Raw genomic sequence first — 23,036 nt, forward strand, 5'->3', positions numbered from 1 at the left:
CTATCTACCGCCGCGACCTCGGGGAGCGGACTCGGCGAGTACCCCACCCAGGAGACCCGATCAAAGGACGAACCCATGCAACTGTGCTGGTCCGAGACCGGCAGCGACTGTCACGCGACCTACTCCGGGCGCCGCACCTTGTGCGAGCTCCCTGCCATCGAGGCCCGACCGATCTACGCCTCCTCCGGCGCCGGCCTCACCTGCCTGACCTGCCTGACACAGGTGCGTCGCGACCTCGCCCGCCGGGCCGCCCACGACCTCGTCACCACCACGGTCGGCGCCGGCGTCCTCACCGGGTACCTCACGTTGATCGACGCCGCTATCGAGGTCATCGTGCCGATTGCGTTGCGTTGGCGCGAGCAGCAGCACAGCTGGTCTGCCATCTCCCTGTCGCTGACCCGCACCGTCGACATCGCCGTGACCGAGTCCGTCCCGGATAGATCGTTCCTGGTCGCTCTGAACGCGACCATCCTCGAATCGCTGCGCAACACCGAAAGCTTCGAGGCCGCTCCCGCGCTACGGGAACTGCGGACCCTGCTCGACCAGATGGCCACCCAGATCCCCAGCGTCCGCCACATGGCCCCGGGCAGCAGCGAACCCAACTACCCGCTGTGGTGGCAGCTCAACGCGACCCTCACCGCCGCCGAATCCGGAAACCTCACCCAAACTCAGGCATGGTCGGCCGCGGTCGCGCTGCTGTGGGCCAAAGACGCCTCCGATGGGATCTGGCCCCGCTGCGCACGCCGACACCAATTCGTCGCCGCCATCACCGGAGGACACTGGCAATACACCGAGCCCGCCCCGGCCTTGCCCGCAGTCACCGTGACCGCCCGCTATCAGGCCCAGACGCGGGAGCACGGTCGAGCCGTCGACGTCGACGAGCCCCACCATTGGACGGTCTCACCGGGCTTGGCTCCCCGCGCCCTGCAAGCGATCCTTCCCGGGTCGACCCGCACCAGGCTCGCCTTTCTCAGCGACGACCCCGCCGCGCCCCAGGCAGTCCGCCAGTGGGACGACCTCTTCCGCATCGACGTCGACTACACCATCGGCCCGGCAGCCTCCGGCTGAGTGTCTCCGGCTCCCACCGATCGACGGGTGCCGTGTGCGCACCGATTCCTCCCCTCAGACCCATGTCCCCCTCCGAACCACAAACCCTGTCCACCACAACCCTGTTCGACATCCGCGGTGATCCCGTCCTCCGTGTCCAAGGACCTGTCACCGGTTCGATCAGCCTCGGCTACGACTGCCTGCACCCACCCGCTACACGAAACCCGGTGTGGTTCCTGCATGTACATCTCGCCCCGACCATCCCCGACACCGCCACCACCGACACCGCCCACGCCACCGTGCTGAGCCTGCCCGACACCCGCGTCTACGCCGGATCCGCCTACCTGTGGCTGACTCCCGGCCGCCGCCCGCCCCGCAACGGGACAAACCCATCCCAGACCACACCACACCCTCTCGTCACCGACCCCTGGGCACACACGATGACCCCGTTGCCCGCCACGGCGGCCGCGGCGCTGCACGCGCTCTACGTGCTGATCCTCACCGACTGGCACACCCCGCAACGCCTGCACAACGCCCAACTCGCCCACCCGCCGCCGGACACCACCCGGGTCCGGCTCGCCACCATCCACACTCTGAGGAGTCCCCCGCCGTGACCGTGAGACTGTGCCTGCTGCTCGAGCAACGCTACCGAGACCACAGCCTGCCGACGGCCTTGGCAGACCGCCTGCGCCACCGAGGACACCACGTCGACATCGTCGCCCCGGGTGCACAACTGCTCGATCTCGCCGACCTCATCACCAGCGGCAACCACGACGCCTGGATCCTGAAAACAGTCGCGGGCGGCCCCGGCCTCGGGCTCCTGGAAGCCGCCGCGCACGCCGGACTGACCACCATCAACGACGCGCGCGCCATCCGCGGCGTCCGGGACAAAGCCCGCGCACACCTACTCGCCCGACACCACCAGCTGCCCGTCCCGCCCACCTGGGCCGCCACCGACGCCGCGACCTTCGCCACCGTCCCCGCACACCACTTCCCGCTCGTCGTCAAACCCGCTGACGGCAGCGACGGACACTTCGTCCATCTGGTCAACGGACCCGAAGACCTCGACAACCTTCGCACCCACCACACCAGCGAAAATCTGCTCCTGGGCCAGCCCTACATCCCCAACCGCGGCGTGGACCTGAAGGTCTACGCCATCAACGGACGCCTGTTCGGTACCGAACGCAGTTCACCGCTGTCCACCCACACCACAGTCGACCGCCCGGTACCCCTGACCGCCGAGATCAGCGACCTCGCACACCGCGTCGGCGACATCTACGGTCTCGACCTGTACGGCATCGACATCGTCATGGGACCAGACGGCCCGACCATCGTCGACATCAACGACTTCCCCAGCTTCCGGCACGTACCCGACAGCCTCGACCTGCTCGCCGACGCCTGCCTGTCATTGGCCTGGAACGGAACCCGACGAAACCCACTCGATCCCTCCCACCATCACGCCCGGACCCCGCTGTGAACACCACACGTGCTCGACCCGACACCGACCGCGACACCGCCATGCCGAACCTTCCGACACAGCGAGCCCTCCCCATGCTGGTCCACCACGCCCCGCACAAGGCAGACTCGAGGGTGACCCAGCCACCCGGCACCCCTCGAGGTACCTGCCCGCACCGGAGCCGCATGCCCGACCAACGCTCGACCAAATGGCAACAGTCGTACCCCGAGCTCTACGCCGAGCTCACCCCCGCCCAACAGCAGGCATTGGACCAAACCTTGGGCAGCCACGCCCTCGACGGCATGGAACCCGACCGCGACCTGGTCTCCGACCTCGTCGACTGGATAACCGGCAAGATCGACGAAGCGACCTACAACGAACGCGCCGCCGCACGCGCCCACAGATCCTCGACCACCGGCTGATACGGCTCAAAATCGCCTAACTATCAATTCCAATGCAGGCGTTCAGAACTCGATCGACAGCTGATCTCCGACGACTACAGGTACCCGACGGCCACGCCCGCGCTGCGGCGATGCCGGTCGCTTGGCAGCCGCGCCGGGCGCTGCGGTGGCGTGTAGCGCGCGAGCTCGCACCGAGTCCGTGCGAATACGTCCCATCAGATCGTCGATCTCCCCCTCGTCGCGGCCCTGATCGAGCAGCTCCTGCTCGAAGGTATTCCGCACTCTGCCCGGCGACAGATCCGCCACACCCGCCTCCGCGCCGATCGAGCGCACGATCCCATCCACCCGCCGCGGCGAGATCGTCCCACCGAGCCCGGCGCGCAGGAAATACCCACGACGCTGCGTGGTGCCCAGCAGCCGACCCCGCTCGGCCAGCCAACACAACTGCACCCGCCGCGCGCTCTCGTCCAACGGCAACACCCGCTCCACCCCACCAGGACCCGGCGCCCGCACCGTTCCCTCGTGCGCGGTCAGCTCCACCTTCTCGAGTTCCAATCCGGCCAGCTCCGATTCCCGGAGCCCGGTCGACAACGCCATCACGAACAACGCGTAGTCACGCGAACGTCGCAGCGCCGCCACATCCAGACAACGGCTGCGCTGCGCCGGGGTCAACGGCTCCAGGACACGCCGTACCACGCTCACCGAATCCACCGTGGGCTCATCCAAGCCCTGCCAGGTGAAGTACAGGTTCAACGCCGCCAACGAAACATTCACCGTCGAGGTCGCGCGCAGTTGCGACACGAACGCCGCGACCGCCGCGTCACGACCGAGCGCGGTGTCCAATTCCCGCCCGTGGTCGGGATTCGCCCACAGCCATCGAGCGAACGCACCAGTGCGCTCGACATAGGTCTCCACCGACCGGCGCGCGAACAGCCTGCCCTCGAGCCAGCGCGCGAACCATTGCCGCTGCTGCACCCACCCGTCCTCACCCGCGGCCAATCCTGACCTGTCGAGCGAGAACACCATCTCGGCATCCGCCATCGCCCAGCCACCTCCATGCTGTTCGTCTCCCCCAGCATGACAGCACTGACCGACAAACTCGAGCACCGATTAGTAGCAAAAAATGGTGCATCGGGTGGCTACTAATCAACACAATAGGGCGGACGAGCCCGAACCCGCTGTCAGGGTGTGTGAGCCTTCATTCTAGATTTCACTGAGTCGCTCTAGATTTCACTTGAGATTTCACTAGGACAGCGAAGATTTCACTAGCGTTGCGCCTGGCAGGATCGGTCGGCGTGTGCCACCTCGGCAACAGATCTCCTGCTGTCGCTTCTGGGCTGCCGATTTCGTTCTGCCCCAGGCCGATGCCCGGTGAGTCCCTCTTGAGCTGGATCGATTGCGTCGGTACCTCCTTCGGCATCAGCCGCTTAGCCGCCGCCGTCGCCGTAGGCGTCATTCAGATAGCAACAGACGGCGCAACTTCGTCGAGCGCTCGATAACCCTGGCGATGGCATCATCACGAACATCAGCGTGCAGACCCGTCTTGCCGAGAACGAGACCCGATCCATGGCTGTGGCGCCGCCCACCAAACCGTCGCTCGTGAAGTTCGTCCATGGCCATCGGCGGAGCCACTCGCTGCCGACTTGCGGGATGGTCTCGACATTGAGTGGCGCTGGTAGGTGTGAAACGTCATCGAATCGGTCGAAGTTCGCGCGGGGAAGGCGGCGGGGAGTGCAGGTGGTCATAGATCACGGCCGCCGGGCTGCCTGTGGTGAAGGGTGTGCGGCCGGTCAGGAGTTGAAATAGGGTGCAGCCCAGCGAATACACGTCAGCGCGATGGTCGACGCCGAGTGCGTCAGTGAATCGTTCCGGGGCGGCGTAGGCGAAGGTGATGTTGACCGCCGAGGCTGTGATGGTGTCGTCGAGTGCGCGGGCGATCCCGAAGTCGGTCAGCACGGCGCGCTCTTGGCCGTGGAAGTCCTCGATGAGGGTGTTATGCGGTTTGACATCGCGATGCAGGACTCCCTGAGCGTGGGCGTAGTCCAAGGCACGGGCGACATCGCTGATCAACCGCACTGGTCACACTGATTCGTAACGTTAGACCCAGCACGATGATCCGGCATTCGACTCGGAGTGCGGTGCGGCAGCTTCATCGCCTGCGTTGAACTACCGCTGTCGCCCGAGTAGCCGCCGATTTGGCGCCTCATTCGGCAGCCAGTTCGCTGAGCCGCATCGAGATTTCGAGCAACCGCACAGCCGCTGAAGTATTAGCGCGGCCACAGCCGGGCCTCTGCCGGCGGTGGACGCAGGCTAGACGTCGTTTGAGAATCGATCGGTGATCCGGGAGTCAGGTGCTTCCATGGTTGAGGAGGTCCCTGGTACACCCGCACACGTCGAGCTTCGACAAGGGTCCGCAGAATTCGCCACTTGTACCGCTTCTTCCATCGCGCCACAACCTCCGGCGCCTCGACACCCGCAGCAGCGAGCGTTGCGTCGAAGCCCGGATACAGCGCCAGCGCCATGGTGCGGACTACCCAGGGATAGACGGTGACCTGGCGAGTACCGTCGGCAGTCCTGAAGTAGAGCCCCGTGAGGTCGAAGACGACCGATAATTCCCTTGGGTCGGGAAAGTCGTAGACCAGCGCCGCGGCGACAAGATCGGCACGGCTCATGGAAGAAACGATCTCTCTGCTCCTCCGCTCGAGACGCCGTGCTCGGCTGTCGGTCCACCGAAGGCCGAGGCCCTCGTGGAGGGAAGTCTCAAGTTGCGCTGCAACAAAGACCGTTTCAGAGGACTCCAAGCCAGCAGCGACCCGGCCGAGCGCCGAAGGCACCCGACGTCGAAGCCGCATACAGGTTGTCGCGTGCAGTCGACCCAGCACGATGCGGTTTCAGCAAGCGAGAACCGTTGGATCTCACCACGTGCACGGGCGAGAAGGCCGAGCTGGTGCTGTGGATACTCGAAGCCGGGCAGGTGCCCACGCCTGACGCGGTAACCAAAGCCGTCACCGGGCCGCCCATGCTTCACGCCTCGGTCGAGGGCAAAGCACTAATACTGGCGGAAACGAAGCGACTGACATCGGTTATTCGAGCTGAGCCAGACGGGTTCGGCGAGCTCGTCTCGGAGGTCATCGCCTTGCACTGGGCGCGCTATGGCGTAGGGCCGACATGGCAGGAGACCTGGCGATCCGAGGCTTTGACCACCTGGTGGGTACTGGCAGACGGCTGTGTGCCCGAGTTCAGCATCGCACGAGGTCCGATGTTCACAATCCTCGAGCGAGCGGGATGGATCGCGTACAACCGGAGCCCACATTCGTTGTGCACCGGGCGGCGGTTTCACACTCGATTCCACGGGGATCACGTATCCAAGGCGCCAGCATCGATCGTCGGCTATCTAGTTGCCCACCACATCGGAATCCACCGGCGCCTCCACAATTGCAGCCCGTCCTGGCCAGAACTCGCCGAACTGGCAACCGATGCCAGAGGTCTGCCGCTGTTCTTCAACGCCTGGGATGCTCACGCACAACAGCGTTGGCTCGAAACCCAAGGATGGATCAGGATTGAAGACGCCGAGCTCCGCCGAGGAGAGCGGGCGAAAGCCGAAACCCGTAGACGCGCTGCACTTCGAAAGGCCACGGCCGCCAGCCGCGCCGCCTGAGTGTGGCTGACGTCGGATGTCTGAGGCCGGGCGTGGACACCAGCCCGGCTTCTGTCACCCCGTGTCGACCGCTCGATGTCACAAGTCGTGCATCAATCACACTCGTCAACCGCACCGCGATGAGACCACTGCTGAGTTGGCTTGCGGTTCAGGTGCTGTCGGACCGCGCTGTTCGGCTCGGAATCGATCTGTAGTCGCGGCCCTCGGGCCGAACCAGGCCCACTATGGTCTGTGTATGCCTCAGGAAACGTCCGTCGTCGATACCGCGCCTGAGGTCGGAGAGCTCGTTCGGGTTCGCGGTCAGCAGTGGATCGTCAACCGCCGCAACACCAGCACCCAGCCTCGCGATGAGCTGGCAATCGACTTGCCTGGACGGACCCTGGTCACGCTGACGAGTGTGAGCGACGACGACCTCGGCGACGAGCTCACAGTGGTATGGGAGGTCGAGCCAGGCCGAGAAGTGTTGCCCGAGACCCGGTTGCCGAGCGTGACTGCGACGGGGTGGGACGACCCTCAGGTGCTGGGTGCGTTTCTCGACGCGGTGCGTTGGGGCACCATCGCCAGCGCCGATGACCAGACGCTCCAGGCACCGTTCCGTGCCGGCATCACAATCGAGGATTACCAGCTTGAGCCGGTCGCGAAGGCACTGAGCATGCCTCGCGTTAATTTGCTCATCGCCGACGATGTCGGGCTCGGCAAGACCATCGAGGCCGGTCTCGTCATCCAAGAGATGTTGCTCCGCAACCGCGCCCGCCGCGTCCTGGTGGTCTGCCCGGCGCCGTTGACCGGAAAGTGGCGCGAAGAGCTGTTGGAGAAGTTCGGTCTCGACTTCACCATCCTCGACGCCGCAGCATTGAAGGCGTTACGCCGAAGCCACGGGCTCGAGGCGAACCCGTTCTCGGTGTTCCCGCGGACGATTGTCAGTTTGCCGTGGTTGCGGACCCCGCGGGTCCAACGCCTGCTCGACGAGGTCCTCACCCCGGATGCCCGGCATCCAGGCTTCTTCGACATATTGGTCGTGGACGAGGCGCACCACTGTGCCCCGCCTGCCCCCGCCAGCGGGAAGAAGTATGCCATTGACAGCCTGCAAACCCAGGCGGTCCGTCGTGTGGGTGACTTTGCCCAGCACCGGCTCTTTCTGTCCGCGACCCCGCACAACGGCTACCCCGAATCCTGGCAAGCACTGCTGGAGATGTTGGATCCGCAGCGTTTCGCCCGTGGTGTCGAGCCGGACCCCGCCGTGGTTCAGCAGGTGATGGTGCGTCGCCTCAAGGACGAATTGCAGAACCCCGACGGAAGCAGGCGGTTCCCCGGCCGGAATGCGCGGGCGATCGAGGTCACCTACACCGATGACGAGCGCGCCGGGCACGACCTGCTGACCTCCTACACGCACAGCAGGCAGCGCATTCCGGGTACCACCGCCGTGCGAGCGGGCGACCTCATCAGCCTGTTGCTGAAGAAGCGACTGTTCTCTTCCCCGGCCGCCTTTGCTCGTACGCTGCAGGCGCATCGCGACACGGTCGCCCGCTCCGATGGCCCCGTCGTCGACGATGAGATGCCCGACTGGCTCGTCGATGCCCTCGCCTGGGAGGACGAACCCGACCCCGAGGAGGCCGAACAGGACCTGCTCACGCGCGCCGCGAACGCCACGGGCGGCCTTGAGGGCACCCAAGTCGATCTGCTTGAGCAGCTGAGCACCTGGGCGAAGCGACGCGCCGAGCCCGCCGACAGCAAAGCCGACGCACTCATCGCCGAACTGACACGGCTCTGCCCGCAGGGCAGCATGACTCGAGTCATCGTGTTCACCGAGTACCGCGACACCCAGGTGTGGCTGGCTGGGATCCTCGCCGCCCGCGGGCTCGGCGGCGACCGGCTCGGGCTCCTGCACGGCGGCATGGACACCGAAAAACGCGAGTATCTCAAGGACGCCTTCCAGGCCGCACCTGATCGCGACCCGCTGCGGATCCTCCTCGCCACCGACGCCGCCAGCGAGGGCATCGACCTACAGCGTCACTGCCACACGGTGATCCACTACGACATCCCCTTCAACCCCAACCGTCTCGAACAGCGGATCGGCCGGGTCGACCGCTACGGACAGGACACCGAGGTCGATGTCGCGCACTTCGTCGGTGCCGGCTGGCAGTCCGCAGCGGCGGGCTCCTACGACGGTGACCTCGAGTTCCTCTCCCGCGTCGCGAAAAAGGTGGCTGCGGAACGCCGCGACCTCGGCAGCGTCAACCCGGTGCTCGCGGGAGCCGTCGAGGCTCGCATGCTCGGTCGACCAGTCTTCGTCGATCCGCTCACGGTGACCCCGAAGACCAGCACCACCGTGTTGAAGGCGGAGCAAGACCTACGCAAGCAAGCGCAACGCCTTCGAGGCCAGCTCGACCGGTCCATCGAGCGGCTACACGTTGCGCCTGCCAACGTCCGCCGTGTTGTCGACACCGCGCTAACACTGGCGTTGCAGCCGCCCATAACCGACAGTGCGCCAGGCGAGATCGCGCCACCGGACCTGCGGGCCGGCTGGGAGCGCACCGTCACCGACCTCGCGGACCCTCTGTCCGGACAGCCACGTCCGCTGACCTTCGACGCCGAAGTGGCGCGCGGACGCGACGACGTGGTGCTCGGACACCTCGGACACCCCTTGGTCGCGCAGTCCACCCGCCTGCTGCGCAGCGCCATGTGGGGAGGCCGCACGGATCTGCACCGGGTCACCGGAGTGCGATTTACGCCCCCACCGGAAGTTGCCCTTCGCGGACCGGTCGTCATGGTCGTCGCCCGGCTGGTGGTCGTCGGCGCCGACGGCGGCCGCCTCCACGAGGAGATTGTCCTGGCGGGCCGCGAGCTGCCCGAGGCCGGCCGCAGCAAGCGCATGGACCTGGAGCAGAAGGCTTACGGTGCGCTGCGCACCGCCGTGGAGGCCGCGCTCGAACCGGACGCTTGCCAGCCCGCTCCCGCCGCCGCCCGGGAGCGGCTCGCGGCTCACTGGGACGAGATCACCCCCCGCCTCGTCGAGGACATCAACCTTCGTGCGCAGGTGCAGAAGGACTCCCGCGCGGCCGACCTTGCACTCCAACTCGACCGCGCCCGCACGCATACCGCCGCCGTCTTCGACCAGCTGCGTGCGACATTGACCGGCGCCTTGGAGGGACCAACCGCTGTGCAGCTGACCCTCGACGGCTTCGACCAAGCCGAAACACAGCAGTTCGAACGCGACCGCCGAGCATGGCAGGACCGCCTTGACACCCTCGACGAGGCATGTGAGCGCGAGATCGCGTCGCTGGAGCGCCGCTACGGTGACGTCCGCGCGTTGGTCTTCCCGTTCGCTGTGGTGCTCGCCGTTCCGGAAGGATTGTGATGGCTGTACGACGCAGACGCCGCTATAGCGCGGACGAGGCCGCCCGACGTCGGCACGGTTGGCTCGAGTTGCTGCAGACCTCCGGCCCGTTCCTCACCCTGCCGGTGGTGAACCGTGTATTTCCGAACGGGCTGTACGAGGTCGCCCCTCGCCTCCGTAGCAAGGTTCGGTCCACTGTTGCAGAGGCGCTCGCTACCCGAGGGGCCACCCGGCACACGGCGATCCGCACCGTCCTCGATCACGCACTGGACTGGGCAGATCACCTGCGGGTGGATACCGATCTACCCGCCTCGCTGAGCGAACCCGTCCCCGAGCACGGCCTGCTTCTGCGGCCCGACTTCGGGTTCTACGCCGAACCCGGCGGCGACGACCTCATCGAGGCGGACGACGAGCCCGCAGACGAGGAAGACAGCGACGCTGAAGACGACGCCGCTGCTACCAACGCCTCGGATTCGCCGTGGCGATTGCTGGGCATGATCACCGACTGGGGCACCCATCCCTTTGCCCGAACCACCGCTCACGGCTGGTCGGCCAGCCCCGTCGAGCGCCTCGCCGTGCTGCTGCGCGCCCGAGACGTGCCGATCGGCCTCGTCACCGACGGCCGTTGGTGGGCGGTGGTGTGGGCGCCGGTCGGCGGCACCATGGGCGCTGCGGTGTGGGACGCCAGCCTGTGGGCCGAGGAACCGGAATCACTGCGCGCCTTCGTTGCCCTCCTCGATCGCCCCCGTTTTCTCGGTGTCGCTGCCGAGGACAGGTTGCCCGAGCTGCTGAAGGAAAGTCTCGGCGCGCAGGAAGAGGTCACCGAAACCCTCGGCCGCCAGGTCCGGGATGCTGTCGAGCTGCTGGTGAGGACGCTCGATCAACTCGATTCCGAGAGCGGTGTGCTCGACGGGGTCGGTGACGACGACCTATACGACGGGGTTGTCACCCTCATGATGCGCATCGTCTTCCTGCTCTTCGCCGAGGAACGACGGCTGCTGCCAAGCGACGACGACGTCTACGTCGCCGCCTACAGCGTCAGCCGCCTAGTCGAGCAACTTGAGGCCGCAGAAGCTCTCGTCGGGGCGCAAGCCCTCGAGCACCGCACCGGCGCCTGGCACCGGCTGCTCGCCGTCAGTCGCGCCCTGCACTACGGCGTCGCACACGAAGACCTCCGCCTGCCGGCCTACGGCGGCGGACTGTTCGACCCCGACCGCTACCCCTGGCTCGAAGGCCACTCCGCCGATGACCTCCCTGGCGCGAGGCCGCCCGCAGTCGACGATCGGACTGTGCTGCGGCTGCTGCGGGCGGTGCAGTACGTCGAGGTCGGCGGCGAGCGACGCCGATTGACCTTCCGCGCCCTCGACGTTGAGCAAATCGGGTACGTCTACGAAGGCCTCCTGGAGCTGGAGGTCCGTACCGCGTCGGAGGTCATGCTGTCGCTGGTCCGGCCATCTATCTGGCCCAAAGGCAAGAAGCCCGCGGAGGTCACCTTGAGCGACGCGATCGAACAATTGAAGATACCGGTCGGCAAGACCATGTCCAATTGGGTAGAAGCTCGCACCGGATTATCTGAGAAGAACGTCGCTGCGGCGTTCGAACAGCCCCTTCCGATCGAACGTCGATCAGGACTTCTGCGTGCCCTGAACGGTGAAGAGGAACTCGCCTCAATGGTCGAGCCCTACGCCGGTGTGCTGCGCTGGGACGAACTCGATCGCCCGTCGGTGACCCTGCCCGGCCGACGGTTGATCGCTCCGAGCGCCCGCCGCGCCAGCACTGGGGCCCACTACACCCCTCGGGCACTCGCCGAGGAGGTCGCCAGTAATGCGCTCGAACCACTGGCCTATCGGCCGGGACCGTTGGAGACCGCTGACCGATCGACCTGGCGCATCAGGCCCTCCACGGAGTTGCTGGAGCTGCGGGTGGCCGACATCGCGATGGGCTCCGGTGCATTCCTGGTGGCCGCCTGCCGCTACCTGGCCGACCGGCTCGTCGAAGCGTGGGTGGCCGAGGGCCGACCAGAGGCGCTGCTTGTCGCACGGCATAGTGGCCAGGCCCGGCTCGCGGCGGATGCGGAGGTCGAGCAGATCGCGCTTGAGGCGCGCCGACTGGTTACCGAACACTGCCTCTACGGCGTAGATATCAACCCGCTTGCCGTCGAGATGGCCAAGCTGTCCTTGTGGTTGGTGACGATGGACCGCGAGCGGCCCTTCGGGTTCCTCGACGACCGGCTGGTCGCCGGTGACAGCCTGCTCGGGCTCGCATCGTTGACGCAGCTCACCACGCTGCACGCGCATCCGGACGGGGGTCCGGCCGAATTGGGCTATGCCGACAGCTGGGAGGACCAGCTTGCCCAGGCCGCCGACCTGCGTCGACGAATCACCGCACAGCCCGTGACTACAGGTCGAGACGTTGCGTTCAAGAGCACCCTGCTCGCCGAGGCTCGCACGCTCACGACACAGCTCGGCACCGTCGCCGACGCCGTCACTGGGGTGGGTCTACTCGCAATGAAGCTCCCCGCCAAGAAGTCAGACGCCAAGTTCGCGGCGCTGTCGATCAGTGTCGGCAATGCGGCACCGGACTATAAGACTGGGCTCAAGGAGCATATTGAAGCAATCCAGGCGGGACGGCCCGATGGTGTAGTGCCGCGTACGCCACTGCACTGGCCTCTCGCCTTCCCCGAGGTCTTCGCCGACACCGAAGCCCGCGGCTTCGACGCCATCATCGGCAACCCGCCCTTTCTCGGCGGCAAGAAGATCAGCGGCGCGCTCGGCGACGACTACCTAGGCTGGCTCCAACGCTGGGATGGTCGCGGCATCAAGGGCAGCGCCGATCTCGCCGCTCGGTTCGTCCTTCGCGCCGAGCGGCTCCTCTCCTCCCGCGGGCAGCTCGGCTACATCGCCACGAACACCCTCGTTCAGGGCGAAACCCTGGTGATCGGTCTCGCTCAGACAGTCGGACGCGGCCTTGTGATCCGCCGCGGCCGGCCGAGCCATCGCTGGCCCAGTGCCAGCGCCAACCTCGAGATCATCGACATCTGGGCCACCCGCGCGCCCGTCGCGCCCGATGGCGTGCGCTGGCTGGCTGGTGAAGAGGTGCCGGAAATCGGTCCGGACCTCGAACCAGTTGGACGCGTCCGTGGGCGGCCCCAACCGCTGCCGGAGAACGATAATCTTGCCTTTATCGGCTCCTATGTTCTTGGACTCGGCTTCACCATGACGGAGGACCAGGCGCTTTCGCTCATCGACCATGACCCGAACAACGCCGACGTCCTCCAGCCCTACGTCATCGGCAAGGATCTCAACCAGCGGCCGGACTGCTCGGCCAGCCGCTGGATCATTAACTTCCGAGACTGGTCCCTTGAGCGGGCGAAAGATCTCCCCGACGCGTTGGAGATCGTTGAGCGGCTGGTCAAGCCAGAGCGCGATAAGAAGAAGCGAGACGTCCACCGACTCAACTGGTGGCAGTATGCGGATCGTCGCGTTGGTTTGTATCGTGAGGCCGCAAAACTCGACCACGTCCTGGCCATCTCGCTGCATGGCAGCGTGGTGATGCCTGTGCGGATCCCGACTGGACCGGTCTTCTCCCACGCCTGTGGTGTCTTTGCGCTCGATGACTACGCCAGTCTTGCAGTCCTGTCGTCGAGCATTCATACGACTTGGGTGGTTCGATACACCTCGACGCTGGAAACAAGGATTCGTTATGCCCCGTCAGATGTGTTTCTCACCCTGCCGCGGCCACCTGCAACACCTGAACTCGAAATGCTCGGAAAGCGTCTGAACGAGGAACGGCGCTCGCTCATGCTCGCGCGCGGGTGGGGGCTGACGACGACCTACAACCATGTGCACGAACCGACCGACCGCGACCCGGAGGTGGTCGCGCTGCGCGATCTGCATACCGACATCGACCAGGCTGTGATGACCGCCTACGGCTGGGACCTCAATCTCGAGGTCGGTCACCACCAGACGAAGATCGGCATCCGCTGGACCGTCAGCCCCCAGGCGCGGTTTGAGCTGCTCGACCTTCTGCTTGAGGAAAACCATCGCCGCGCAGGCTATTCACCTCCCGACGTGATCCAGGCATGAACGTGACACCGAACGAACGCAGCAGCCCGGGCCGTGGCGCGGTGATGTGTGGGAGAACGACCGCGCATGCGATGGGCGAGGGGTGGACGGAGGCACCGCATGCGTGGTGTGCGCCGGGGATTGTCGGTCTAGGCCGGTAGCGTCAGTTTTCTATGACCACTGACGCTGCGCCATTGACTTCGTACGACGTGCGGGCTGCCCTAGAGGACCGACTTGAGCGTGACCTCCGCGGCCCGCGCGATGGCCAACAGGAAGAGTTGCCGCCAGGGACGGCTCCGGCGGAGCGCTACCTGGTCGGTCGGCTCGTCCCCCGAACCCGGCCGAGCGAGCCGCCGTCAAATCCGCAGGCCGAGGACGGGGACGACCCAGACCTCGTCGACCGTGAAATGACCGGCGCCAGCGAGGTACAAGGCGACGACCTCGAGACCGGTCAAGTGACGCGCACCGGGACGATGGCCGCGTCCGCGCTCGGACTGTCATTCCGAGTCCCCCTCGAGGTCAAGCGGATCGTCGTGACTGCGTTGTGGGGCCGTTACGCCCCGGCCCAGTCGGAGATCCAGGTCACCGAGCAGGGCCGACCGCGGACGGTGTGGCGGCGCACCCCCGCCGGCGGGACCGTCGAACTCGACCTACTCGCTGCCAACGAAACTCCAGTGGTGGTGGACCGCGACCAGGAACAGGTGGTGCTGCGCGCGACCGTCCGTGAGCGGGAGGGCGTCCGGGTAGTCGACCTCGCGTTGATCAACGACCAGGGCGTGTCCACCGGAAACCCTGACCTGAACCGCACGTACCAGACCTCATTGACCGTCACGGCCCTCGACGGAACGTCGGCGATCTTCCTCGGCCACAACGACCCCGAACTCAGTGCTCCGCCCGCGGCGCACGACAGTGAACGACTGCACCTGGCGCTGCTTTACCGCAATCACCGTGAGTACGCCCACGGTCGCCAATGCGCGGTGGACGCCGACGTTCACGACGAGGACCGGCGGGCTTGGCGATTGCGGACGACGAGCTTTCCGGCCGCCGACGTGCCACTGACGGTGGCAGGCTCGACGGCCTCGATGCCCGGCCTGATACTCGACATGGCCAGACTGGGCAGTCCCGAGCTGGCTCGAGACGACCTGGTCCGCGCCCTTCGTCCTCTCGCCACCGGCTACCGCGTCTGGCTCACCAAGCAGCAGGATCGGCTGCAGGACAACGAGATCGCACGGTACGAACCGGCTGGCGCCCACGCGCTCCGTTTGGCGTACACCCTCGCCGACCGGCTGGACCGAGCAGTCGACCTACTCGGCAACGACGCCACCGCACGGGAAGCTTTCCGGTTCGCCAACCAGGCCATGGCATTGCAGCGCGTGCGCAGCGAGGTCACCCGAGCCCGGACGAACACGCCGGGGGCCGAACTCGGGGATCTCCTGCGGCGTTACGACGTGCCAGGCCAGCGCAGTTGGCGGCCGTTCCAGCTCGCGTTCGTCCTGCTGTGCCTGCCCGGTCTCACGGACCCGCAGCATCCCGATGCCCACCGTGACGAGGTGGGAGAGGCGCAACTGTTGTTTTTCCCCACCGGCGGCGGAAAGACCGAGGCGTACCTAGGGCTTACCGCGTTCACCCTGGCGCTGCGGCGCCTGCAGGGCGTCGTCGGCGAGGGCAGCAACGCCCGCGACGGAAGCGACGGCGTCGCGGTCCTGATGCGGTACACACTCCGCTTGCTCACCGCACAGCAGTTCCAACGCGCAGCGGCATTGATCTGCGCGTGCGAGGAGCTTCGGCGGGAGCGAGTCGAGTCCGGCGACGGCCGTTGGGGCAGCACACCATTCCGCATCGGGCTGTGGGTCGGCAGCTCGGTGACCCCCAACAGCTTCGAGGAGGCCCGCCGATCGATCGAGGACAGCCGCGGAGTCGACGACGCACTGGGTGGACCGCTGCAACTGGCCTCCTGCCCGTGGTGCGGCTCGAGGCTTTCGGCCGGTCGCGACCTGAGCACGGACGACAAACGCCGACGCGTGCTCATCTTCTGCAGCGACCCCGAGGGCAACTGTGTCTTCAGCCGACGCCGCTCCCCCAACGAGGGCCTGCCGGTGCTGGTCACCGACGAGGAGATCTACCGGCTGACACCAGCATTGATCATCGGGACAGTCGACAAGTTCGCGCAGCTACCGTGGAAGGCCTCAACAGGCTCCATGTTCGGCATCGTCGACCAGCGCTGCCCCCGGCACGGCTGGATGGACCCGGACGCGAAGTGGTGTACAGGAACACACCAGCGTAGCGGCGTCCTGCCGAAGACCACGCCGCAGCCGGCGATGCGGCTGCGACCACCGGACTTGATCATTCAGGACGAGCTGCACCTGATCTCAGACGCGCTGGGCTCGATGGTGGGCCTCTACGAGACGGCGATCGACCAGCTGTGCAGCCGAGTGCAGGACGGACAGACGGTGCGGCCGGTGCTGGTGGCGTCGACCGCTACCGTGCGGCGGGCACGGGACCAGGTCGAGCAAGTCTTCGCGCGAGACCTGGCGATCTTCCCCCCTCAGGTACTCGATGCCGGCGAGACCTTCTTCTCCACCGTCAAGCACCCCTCCGCGGCCACGCCGAGCCGACGTTACAGAGGAATCTGCGCCACAGGGGAACGGTTCAAGGCCATCGAGATCCGAGTGGCTGCAGCGATCATGGAGCACGCCCAGTTCCTCTACGACCGCCACGGTGACGCCGCCGACCCGTACATGACTCTGGTCGACTACTTCACTTCCACCCGTGAACTCGCGGGTATGCGCCGACTCGTCGAGGACGACATCGCGGACCGGCTCGCGTCCCTCGCCGTCGCGACACGGCGGCGCCGCCCCATGATCAGCGAGCTGACGAGTCGCATGCCCAGCAGCAAGATCGCCACCACGCTGGCCGACCTTGAGCGCCCCTTCGACAGCCGCTTCGACACCAGTGCGGCCTTGCAGGCCCTACGTGGTCCCGAGCGGGACGCCATCCGCGCCGAGATGGGCGATCGGGTCCCTGCGCTCGACGTGCTGCTGGCGACCTCGATGCTGCAGGTCGGTGTCGACGTCCAGCGACTCGGGCTGATGATGGTGACCGGGCAACCTAAGAGCACTGCGGAGTACATCCAGGCGACTTCCCGAGTGGGGCGAGACAGGTCGCGCCCCGGTCTGGTGATCACGCTCTACCAGTGGAGCCGACCGCGTGACCTCGCCCACTACGAGAGCTTCTCCTACGACCACGCGACGTTCGGGATGCGGGTCGAAGGGCTCACCACCACACCGTTCAGCGATCGGGCACTCGACCGTGGGCTCAGCGCTGTGCTGGCCGCAGCGGTGCGGCAGACCGGCCCCAGCGCCTTGTCGAACACAGCGGCGGGAATCGTCCCGTTGAGCGGAGCGGCCGCAGCTAAACTGCTGGACGCGTTCAAGACTCGGGCCGGTCGCGTGACCCACGACCAGGCACAGGTCGAGATCGTTGGTCAACAGGTGCAGAACCGACTCGACAACTGGCAGTACCTTCGATCCCACCTGCAGACCGGCGTACTCGGCTACGACAAGGGCGCCGACATCACCGGCCTGCTGAAGAAGCCCGATGACGGCACCTGGGAACGCTGGACAGCGCCGATGAGTCTGCGCGAGGTAGAACCCGAGGTTCTCCTGCAGCTCGACAAGCGCGACAACAGCACCGACGACGCACCAACCTGGACCTACGACCGTTCCCCGGAGCCCCCGCGATGACCATCCCCGCACGCACCCCGTCGAAGAAGGGGCAGCCCACGCGAGTCGGCGGTGCCCGGCCGAGTCACCTCATCACCAGCGGCGGCGTCGGGTCTGTGGTCGACCTGCCCAGCATGAGCGTGGTCGTGCGGAGCACAGATACCTGGGCCCTTGAACGCGCCGAAGCCATCGACGAGCCGCGACTGTTGGAGAAGGTCCGCACCACCCTTGGACCGCAGATCAAGGTCTTGCGGACAGCACCCTGGGACCCGCAAGACAGCGATGATCCCTGGACCCGCACCGGAGTCCCGGTCTCACCGTTCCCCCGCTGGCTGCGGTGCCCACGCTGCCACCGCCTGGGACCGATCGACCCCCCCGGCCAGTTCGAACTCGTGCACCGCAGCGGCCGGCGGCCCGACCTCGCCAAGTGGGTGCACACCACGTGCCAGCAGCAAACGCAAAATCGAGATGCCCGCAAGCGCGCTTGCCTGCCCGCCCGATTCCTGACCGTCTGCGAAGCGGGTCACCTCGACGAATTCCCCTACGTCACCTTCGTGCACCATGGGCAGGAGCATCCGTGCCTCGGCCCCAAGCTGACCATGCGCGACAGCTCAAGCACCCTGGGCCCGCGTGTCACGGTGCGCTGCCTCGAATGCTCGGCGTCCCGCAACATCGCCGATGCGGCGGGCCGTGATGGGTGGGAAAGCCTGCCGGCGTGCCGAGGGCGCCACCCCCATCTGCAGCGCTTCGAGCCCTGCGGGCGACCGCTGAAGCTCACCGTACTGGGTGCCTCCAACCTGTGGTTCAGCGTCACCGCCAGCGCCCTGCATCTACCTCAGGGCCAGACCGTGACCGATCTCGTTACCGCAAACTGGGAATTGCTTGGGCAACAGCCCAACTCGACCCTGGTGCAGATGATCATCAACGGAATCGACTCACTGCGCGGGCTGCGTGGGGTCTCAGCGGAAGAGGTGTGGGCCGCCATCGAAGATCTGCGCGCATCCGGTGGTCCGAGTACTGAGGAGGCCGAAACTGATCTGCTTGCGGCCGAGTGGCGACTGCTGTCGCGCCCCACCACCGAACGTGAAGACGACGACTTCCGTGCCACGCCATCCGAAACGCCCACCGGGTATAAGAACCTCATCGACCAGGTCGTCCTGGTCAGCCGGCTGCGTGAGGTTCAGGCGCTGCTGGGGTTCACCCGAGTCACTGCGCCAGACCGGCGCGAGCTCGACCCCGCCAATCGGCTGAGCCTGAGCCGAACGAATCCGACATGGGTTCCGGCATTCGAACAGCGCGGCGAAGGGGTCTTCCTGCAGCTCCACGAAGCGAAGGTGCGCGAATGGGAGACCCGGGTGGCCGACCACCCCCGCATCATGGCGCTGCGAACCGCGTTCGTTCGGTGGTCAGCCAACCGAGACCGGCCCGTCGACAACGACTTTCCGGTGGCACGCTTCATCCTGTTGCACACTCTCAGCCACCTCCTGATCCGTCAGGTGTCGCTGGAGTGCGGTTACGGCTCATCGAGCATCCGTGAACGGCTCTACGTCGGCACACCCACCGAGCCCGCCACCGGAATCCTGCTCTCGACTGCGGCCAGCGACAGCGAAGGAACCCTCGGCGGCCTTGTAGCCCTGGGCAAGCCCGTGCACCTCAAACGCCTGCTGGATCAGGCGTTCGCCGACGCCCGCCGCTGCTCCTCCGACCCGCTGTGCGCGGAGCACGTGCCGGTCGATCCGTCGGAGACCTTGCATGCCGCGGCCTGTCACGCCTGCCTGTTCGCCTCCGAGACCAGCTGCGAATCCAACAATCGGTGGCTCGACCGCGCGGTAATCGTCGACCTGACTGGCGACGGGCTTGCGTTTCAGCCATGACCACGGCAGATGTCATTCGCCTGGCGGTGCAGCTGAGCCGTGAGCTGCCGGCGCAGGACGTGCGTCGGCTCGCGATCGCGGTGCGTGGGGGCCCAGCGGCACTGCAGAAGTACTCGGCCGGTTCGGCGGGTGTCGCTGTCCGCGATGCCTGCCAGCGCCTGATGGCAGCGGCGTTGTCGGCCAAGGACTGTGATCTCGCCGCCGGCGCCATGCTCGGTGCACTCGAGGCCGATCCGCGAGTCGCTGCGATCGATGTCGTCTGGACTGGTCCTGACAGCGGCCTGGCAACCAGCAGGCTGACCTCAGCCGTCGTGGTCGACCTCATCGACCAAGCAGTAACCGAAATACTGCTTGTCGGGTATGCCGTACACACCGAACCTTCGGTCGCTGCGGCACTGACACGCGCCAGCGACCGAAATGTGGCCATCACGCTCCTGCTTGAACGTCACGCCGACAACGTGCACTTCTCGGGCACAGGTGCAGCGTTCCCCGGGCTTGTGGCACAACGTCTCAGCTGGCCGGCCGGCGAACGCCCAGCAGGAGCGTCTCTGCACGCGAAGGTGCTGGTGGTCGACGAAACGTCCGCTCTCATTGGCAGCGCCAACGTGACTGGTGCTGCACTCGAACGAAACTTGGAGTGCGGGCTTCTGCTCACGGGTGGACCAGTACCGGGAAATATTAGGAGTCACGTCCGCCGTCTTGTGGACCGTGGATTGATGCGGAAACTGGCGTAATTGCTGGGTGCTATGGCGTGAGGTAGGTCCAGTCGATCGGGCGCGATCTGGCAGGACGAGTGCCCGACCTGCCCGGCACGGCAGTTGACGATGCCGGCGTCGCGGACTTTGGCACGGCGACGACTGACGAGAGAACCAGTATGGCCACAACGCCGAGCGGTGGTCGTTGACGTTCGTCCGGCGGCCTTATATTCATTCGAGCATGGTTTCGACTACTGCTTCGGGGCGTCGTGTGCTTCGCTGGGCGATGCCGAGACATACCAGCAGGTCGCTGACCCGATTTTGGGTTTCCCACACGGCTGGATCATCGGCGTCGAGGCCGGCGTCGATGAGTGCCTGACGGTCGATCGAATCTCTACCCATGCCCGGATTGGACGTGTCCGGACACCGGGTGGTTCCTCTCGGCGATGTGGGTGTCCGCTGGGTGTCCTCCATGCTTCACCCTCCGACGCTAAGACAGGGCTCGAAAGGTCGAGAGTCGGCGTGAGTGGGCGAAGCGGCGCGCGGCCAGGAAGCAGATCTGCAGAGCGGTCCACGGGTTGCTGCTGAACTAGGGTGCGCGGCCGTAGAGTTCGGCCGCGTGGGCGGCCGCATCGATGATGAGCCACCAGGGGTGGTCGGTGAGCTGGTCGTAGAACAGGCGCTTGTCGCCTTCGGCGCGCGGTAACTCTCGGAGCATGCCGAGGCTGACCAGTACCGCGAGTTCTTTGCGGACATAGGTTTGCGGCATCCCGACTCCGTCGGAGGCCTGGCGTTGGAAGAACGGTTCGGTTTGTGCGCGCACCCAGATGCCCAACGGAAGCCGCAGGGCGCGGCCGAATAGTGCTGCGCTGAGCTCCTGCACTGGGTCGGCGGGTGGACTTTCGGACTCCATACCGCCCTCATTCTGGTAGATTCTATAACTGTTCAGCTCGATAGTGAACGACGTGTGGGGACACGTATGTCGCGTTCGGCCGTAGTCTTTCATAATCCCGTACCACTCCCGGCGCACCGAGCACAGTCGGCACGTGTCATCGAGATGCGAGCCCTCCCTCCGCGGCGAATATCGCATCTGCTCGTCCCTGCACCAGGGGAGGCCTGGGGGTCGTGGCTTGATCGGGCGTCGGCCGATTTGGACGTGGCGCCAGGACTTCTGGCTGTCGAATTGGGGATCGCGGTACGTCCGGTGCCAGGCGATGTGCGCCCGCTGTTTCACGGGTTGGTGCTGTTGCCCTCGAGCCTGGCAGCATTCGTTACCGCCACCGGGCTCGATGCCGCGGTGGCGGAGGATATGCAGCTGTCGCGCTACCACGGCACCGCGCTCGACCTGACAGGGCTAAACCTCGAGGCCGAGACTAGCGCCCGCACGATCGGTCGACGCGAGTGGTTGCTGCTGCGTGGAAGTCGGGCATGTCCACCGTGTTTGGCTCAGTCGCCAGTATGGCCGACCTGGTGGCGGCTGGGAATCGCGGCGGCGTGCCCGCGCCACCGCGTGCTGCTGGTGGACTGCTGCACGAGATGCGGAATCGGTCTGCGACTGGGCTACCGCACCCGCCCCAGAGGGCTGTCCAGGGTGCGGGTTCCGCGGCCACGCCTGTGTGAAAACTACGTCGGGGGTGAGCTGTGCGAGCAGCCGATCGAGGATCTGCCCGTCACGACGATCTCGCCCCACCTCGAACACGCGCAGAACACCGCCTTGTCCGCCGCCGCCGGTCTGCCCACCACGATCGCCGGGACGTCGGTCACCGCCGCCGAATGGTTCACCGCGGTAAAGGTTCTTGCCGCAATGATCCGATTCTCCTGCTACATGCCCCGTGTGGACACCGCCGCTGACACCGTCGACCGTGAATACCGACAGCAGCTGGCCGAGCAGTACCAACAACGCCGGGTTCGCGGCGCCATCAACCCCGGCGACCTGCGGGCGATGCCACATACCCCCGCCTTGACAGCCGGTCTCCTGACCGCGATCCACCCGATCCTAGTCGCCCCCGATGCCGGCGAATGCGCTCAGCAGACCAGCGAGCTGGCGGCAGCGGTAGCACGTCGTAGTCGCCAGTTGCGCCATTATCCGATGCGCGCCATGGGCGTTCCCGCTCCGCTGGCGGCCGTACTGGCGGGCCTGGCGCGACCCAGCTCACGCGTCGCTGGCGCCACACCTCCACAACGGCGAACGCGGGTGGTGATGGTGCGACACGTCCCACAGCTGCTCGATGCTCAGGACTATCGCACCCTGATCGCGCACCATTTGCCGGGAACTGCTGAGCTGACTGGGCGCCGTTTGGCTGCGCTGGCGGTGGCGCGCAGGCTGGGAGCACGCAGTTGGCCACACGCGGCGCAGATGCTCGAGATCGATCCCTGCATAGCTGCGCGAACGTCCGACACCGTCGTGCGGCGCATCACCGATGTTCCCGGATTCTGGGCCGCGATCGACCAGGCCACCGACGGCCTCGACGGCCGTGAACCCGTCGACTACGCCGACCGCCGCCGCGCTCTGGCGAACTTGCGGCAGGTTCCCTACCCGGTACTGCGGGCGGCGAGCGAAGGTCGCCGATTCCCGGTCACCCCGCAGCGATGTCGACACGCCGCAGCATGGATCTGGGCGCAGTTGACCGGCGGTGATGTCCGGGATGCCCCGGCTTACCAGCAAGGGTGGGACGCGACCGAGGAGTCGATGCGCGAGACGGCGCGACGTTCGCCCGCCAGCTGCCAGACCAGGTCGCGACCGCGTTGATCAGGTGGGCCTGCGGTCAGCTCCTTGCATCGG

The 23,036-nt window shown here is 66.4% G+C and carries 17 protein-coding genes; 11 read left to right on the forward strand and 6 right to left on the reverse strand.

Translation table 11 applies throughout. The features are described from left to right. Positions 1-75 precede the first annotated feature (75 nt). The 4 genes from OG225_RS42470 (at position 76) to OG225_RS42485 (ending at position 2,925) form a co-directional block, all read left to right on the forward strand. Entirely contained in the window at positions 76-1,068 is a 993-nt protein-coding gene (locus OG225_RS42470) for a hypothetical protein (RefSeq protein ID WP_331758079.1), read from the forward strand. A gap of 62 nt (positions 1,069-1,130) precedes the next feature. Further along, on the forward strand, positions 1,131-1,661 hold the full coding sequence (locus OG225_RS42475; RefSeq protein ID WP_331758080.1) for a hypothetical protein: 531 nt from the start codon (positions 1,131-1,133) through the stop codon (positions 1,659-1,661). Next, on the forward strand, positions 1,658-2,524 hold the full coding sequence (locus OG225_RS42480) for an ATP-grasp domain-containing protein (RefSeq protein ID WP_331758081.1): 867 nt from the start codon (positions 1,658-1,660) through the stop codon (positions 2,522-2,524). The genes OG225_RS42475 and OG225_RS42480 overlap by 4 nt, the downstream gene beginning before the upstream one ends. Before the next feature lie 164 nt (positions 2,525-2,688). Beyond that, positions 2,689-2,925 carry a hypothetical protein gene (locus OG225_RS42485; RefSeq protein WP_405183598.1) on the forward strand — a complete coding sequence of 79 codons (237 nt, stop codon included), beginning with the start codon at positions 2,689-2,691 and terminating at the stop codon, positions 2,923-2,925. Positions 2,926-2,967: 42 nt separating this feature from the next. Here the strand turns inward: OG225_RS42485 and OG225_RS42490 are convergent, their stop codons facing one another. From OG225_RS42490 to OG225_RS42505, 4 genes are all read right to left on the reverse strand, one after another. After that, positions 2,968-3,945: a tyrosine-type recombinase/integrase gene (locus OG225_RS42490; protein ID WP_331758086.1), complete on the reverse strand. Its 978-nt coding sequence runs from the start codon at positions 3,943-3,945 to the stop codon at positions 2,968-2,970. Between the two features lie 411 nt (positions 3,946-4,356). Beyond that, entirely contained in the window at positions 4,357-4,524 is a 168-nt protein-coding gene (locus tag OG225_RS42495) for a hypothetical protein (protein WP_405183599.1), read from the reverse strand. Between the two features lie 69 nt (positions 4,525-4,593). After that, on the reverse strand, positions 4,594-4,980 hold the full coding sequence (locus OG225_RS42500) for a serine/threonine-protein kinase (protein ID WP_405183600.1): 387 nt from the start codon (positions 4,978-4,980) through the stop codon (positions 4,594-4,596). Between the two features lie 191 nt (positions 4,981-5,171). Beyond that, on the reverse strand, positions 5,172-5,576 hold the full coding sequence (locus OG225_RS42505; RefSeq protein ID WP_331758093.1) for a hypothetical protein: 405 nt from the start codon (positions 5,574-5,576) through the stop codon (positions 5,172-5,174). A gap of 236 nt (positions 5,577-5,812) precedes the next feature. Here OG225_RS42505 and OG225_RS42510 point away from each other — a divergent pair, with 236 nt between their 5' ends. From OG225_RS42510 to drmC, 6 genes are all read left to right on the forward strand, one after another. After that, entirely contained in the window at positions 5,813-6,562 is a 750-nt protein-coding gene (locus OG225_RS42510) for a hypothetical protein (protein WP_331758096.1), read from the forward strand. Between the two features lie 235 nt (positions 6,563-6,797). Further along, positions 6,798-9,920 carry a DISARM system SNF2-like helicase DrmD gene (gene drmD, locus OG225_RS42515; RefSeq protein WP_331758098.1) on the forward strand — a complete coding sequence of 1,041 codons (3,123 nt, stop codon included), beginning with the start codon at positions 6,798-6,800 and terminating at the stop codon, positions 9,918-9,920. Positions 9,921-9,988: 68 nt separating this feature from the next. Continuing rightward, positions 9,989-13,984, forward strand: a complete 3,996-nt coding sequence (locus tag OG225_RS42520; protein ID WP_405183601.1) for an Eco57I restriction-modification methylase domain-containing protein — start codon at positions 9,989-9,991, stop codon at positions 13,982-13,984. A 152-nt stretch (positions 13,985-14,136) separates the two neighbouring features. Next, entirely contained in the window at positions 14,137-17,706 is a 3,570-nt protein-coding gene (gene drmA, locus OG225_RS42525) for a DISARM system helicase DrmA (protein ID WP_331758103.1), read from the forward strand. Beyond that, a complete protein-coding gene (locus OG225_RS42530; protein WP_331758106.1) occupies positions 17,703-19,559 on the forward strand; it encodes a DUF1998 domain-containing protein in 1,857 nt (618 codons plus the stop codon). Before drmA ends, OG225_RS42530 begins: the two co-directional genes overlap by 4 nt. Next, entirely contained in the window at positions 19,556-20,293 is a 738-nt protein-coding gene (gene drmC / locus OG225_RS42535) for a DISARM system phospholipase D-like protein DrmC (RefSeq protein WP_331758108.1), read from the forward strand. The genes OG225_RS42530 and drmC overlap by 4 nt, the downstream gene beginning before the upstream one ends. Before the next feature lie 192 nt (positions 20,294-20,485). On the opposite strand, the gene OG225_RS42540 is transcribed toward drmC, so the two are convergent. Further along, positions 20,486-20,656, reverse strand: a complete 171-nt coding sequence (locus OG225_RS42540) for a hypothetical protein (RefSeq protein WP_331758109.1) — start codon at positions 20,654-20,656, stop codon at positions 20,486-20,488. A gap of 187 nt (positions 20,657-20,843) precedes the next feature. Further along, on the reverse strand, positions 20,844-21,167 hold the full coding sequence (locus tag OG225_RS42545) for a hypothetical protein (RefSeq protein WP_331758112.1): 324 nt from the start codon (positions 21,165-21,167) through the stop codon (positions 20,844-20,846). Between the two features lie 144 nt (positions 21,168-21,311). Between OG225_RS42545 and OG225_RS42550 the strand changes: the two genes are divergently transcribed. Continuing rightward, a complete protein-coding gene (locus OG225_RS42550; RefSeq protein WP_331758114.1) occupies positions 21,312-23,003 on the forward strand; it encodes a TniQ family protein in 1,692 nt (563 codons plus the stop codon). The last annotated feature ends 33 nt before the right edge of the window (positions 23,004-23,036 follow it).

This window comes from Nocardia sp. NBC_01377 (genome assembly GCF_045040005.1).
Taxonomy (GTDB): Bacteria; Actinomycetota; Actinomycetes; order Mycobacteriales; family Mycobacteriaceae; genus Nocardia; species Nocardia noduli.

What these genes read in the sequence shown, in the direction of transcription:
- OG225_RS42550 (WP_331758114.1), top strand. Translation starts at nt 21,312, where the DNA reads ATGCGAGCCCTCCCTCCGCGGCGAATATCGCATCTGCTCGTCCCTGCA.
- OG225_RS42530 (WP_331758106.1), top strand. Translation starts at nt 17,703, where the DNA reads ATGACCATCCCCGCACGCACCCCGTCGAAGAAGGGGCAGCCCACGCGA.
- drmC (WP_331758108.1), top strand. Translation starts at nt 19,556, where the DNA reads ATGACCACGGCAGATGTCATTCGCCTGGCGGTGCAGCTGAGCCGTGAG.
- OG225_RS42505 (WP_331758093.1), bottom strand. Translation starts at nt 5,576, where the DNA reads ATGAGCCGTGCCGATCTTGTCGCCGCGGCGCTGGTCTACGACTTTCCC.
- OG225_RS42490 (WP_331758086.1), bottom strand. Translation starts at nt 3,945, where the DNA reads ATGGCGGATGCCGAGATGGTGTTCTCGCTCGACAGGTCAGGATTGGCC.
- OG225_RS42485 (WP_405183598.1), top strand. Translation starts at nt 2,689, where the DNA reads ATGCCCGACCAACGCTCGACCAAATGGCAACAGTCGTACCCCGAGCTC.
- OG225_RS42540 (WP_331758109.1), bottom strand. Translation starts at nt 20,656, where the DNA reads ATGGGTAGAGATTCGATCGACCGTCAGGCACTCATCGACGCCGGCCTC.
- OG225_RS42545 (WP_331758112.1), bottom strand. Translation starts at nt 21,167, where the DNA reads ATGGAGTCCGAAAGTCCACCCGCCGACCCAGTGCAGGAGCTCAGCGCA.
- OG225_RS42495 (WP_405183599.1), bottom strand. Translation starts at nt 4,524, where the DNA reads ATGGCCATGGACGAACTTCACGAGCGACGGTTTGGTGGGCGGCGCCAC.
- OG225_RS42475 (WP_331758080.1), top strand. Translation starts at nt 1,131, where the DNA reads ATGTCCCCCTCCGAACCACAAACCCTGTCCACCACAACCCTGTTCGAC.
- drmD (WP_331758098.1), top strand. Translation starts at nt 6,798, where the DNA reads ATGCCTCAGGAAACGTCCGTCGTCGATACCGCGCCTGAGGTCGGAGAG.
- OG225_RS42470 (WP_331758079.1), top strand. Translation starts at nt 76, where the DNA reads ATGCAACTGTGCTGGTCCGAGACCGGCAGCGACTGTCACGCGACCTAC.
- drmA (WP_331758103.1), top strand. Translation starts at nt 14,137, where the DNA reads ATGACCACTGACGCTGCGCCATTGACTTCGTACGACGTGCGGGCTGCC.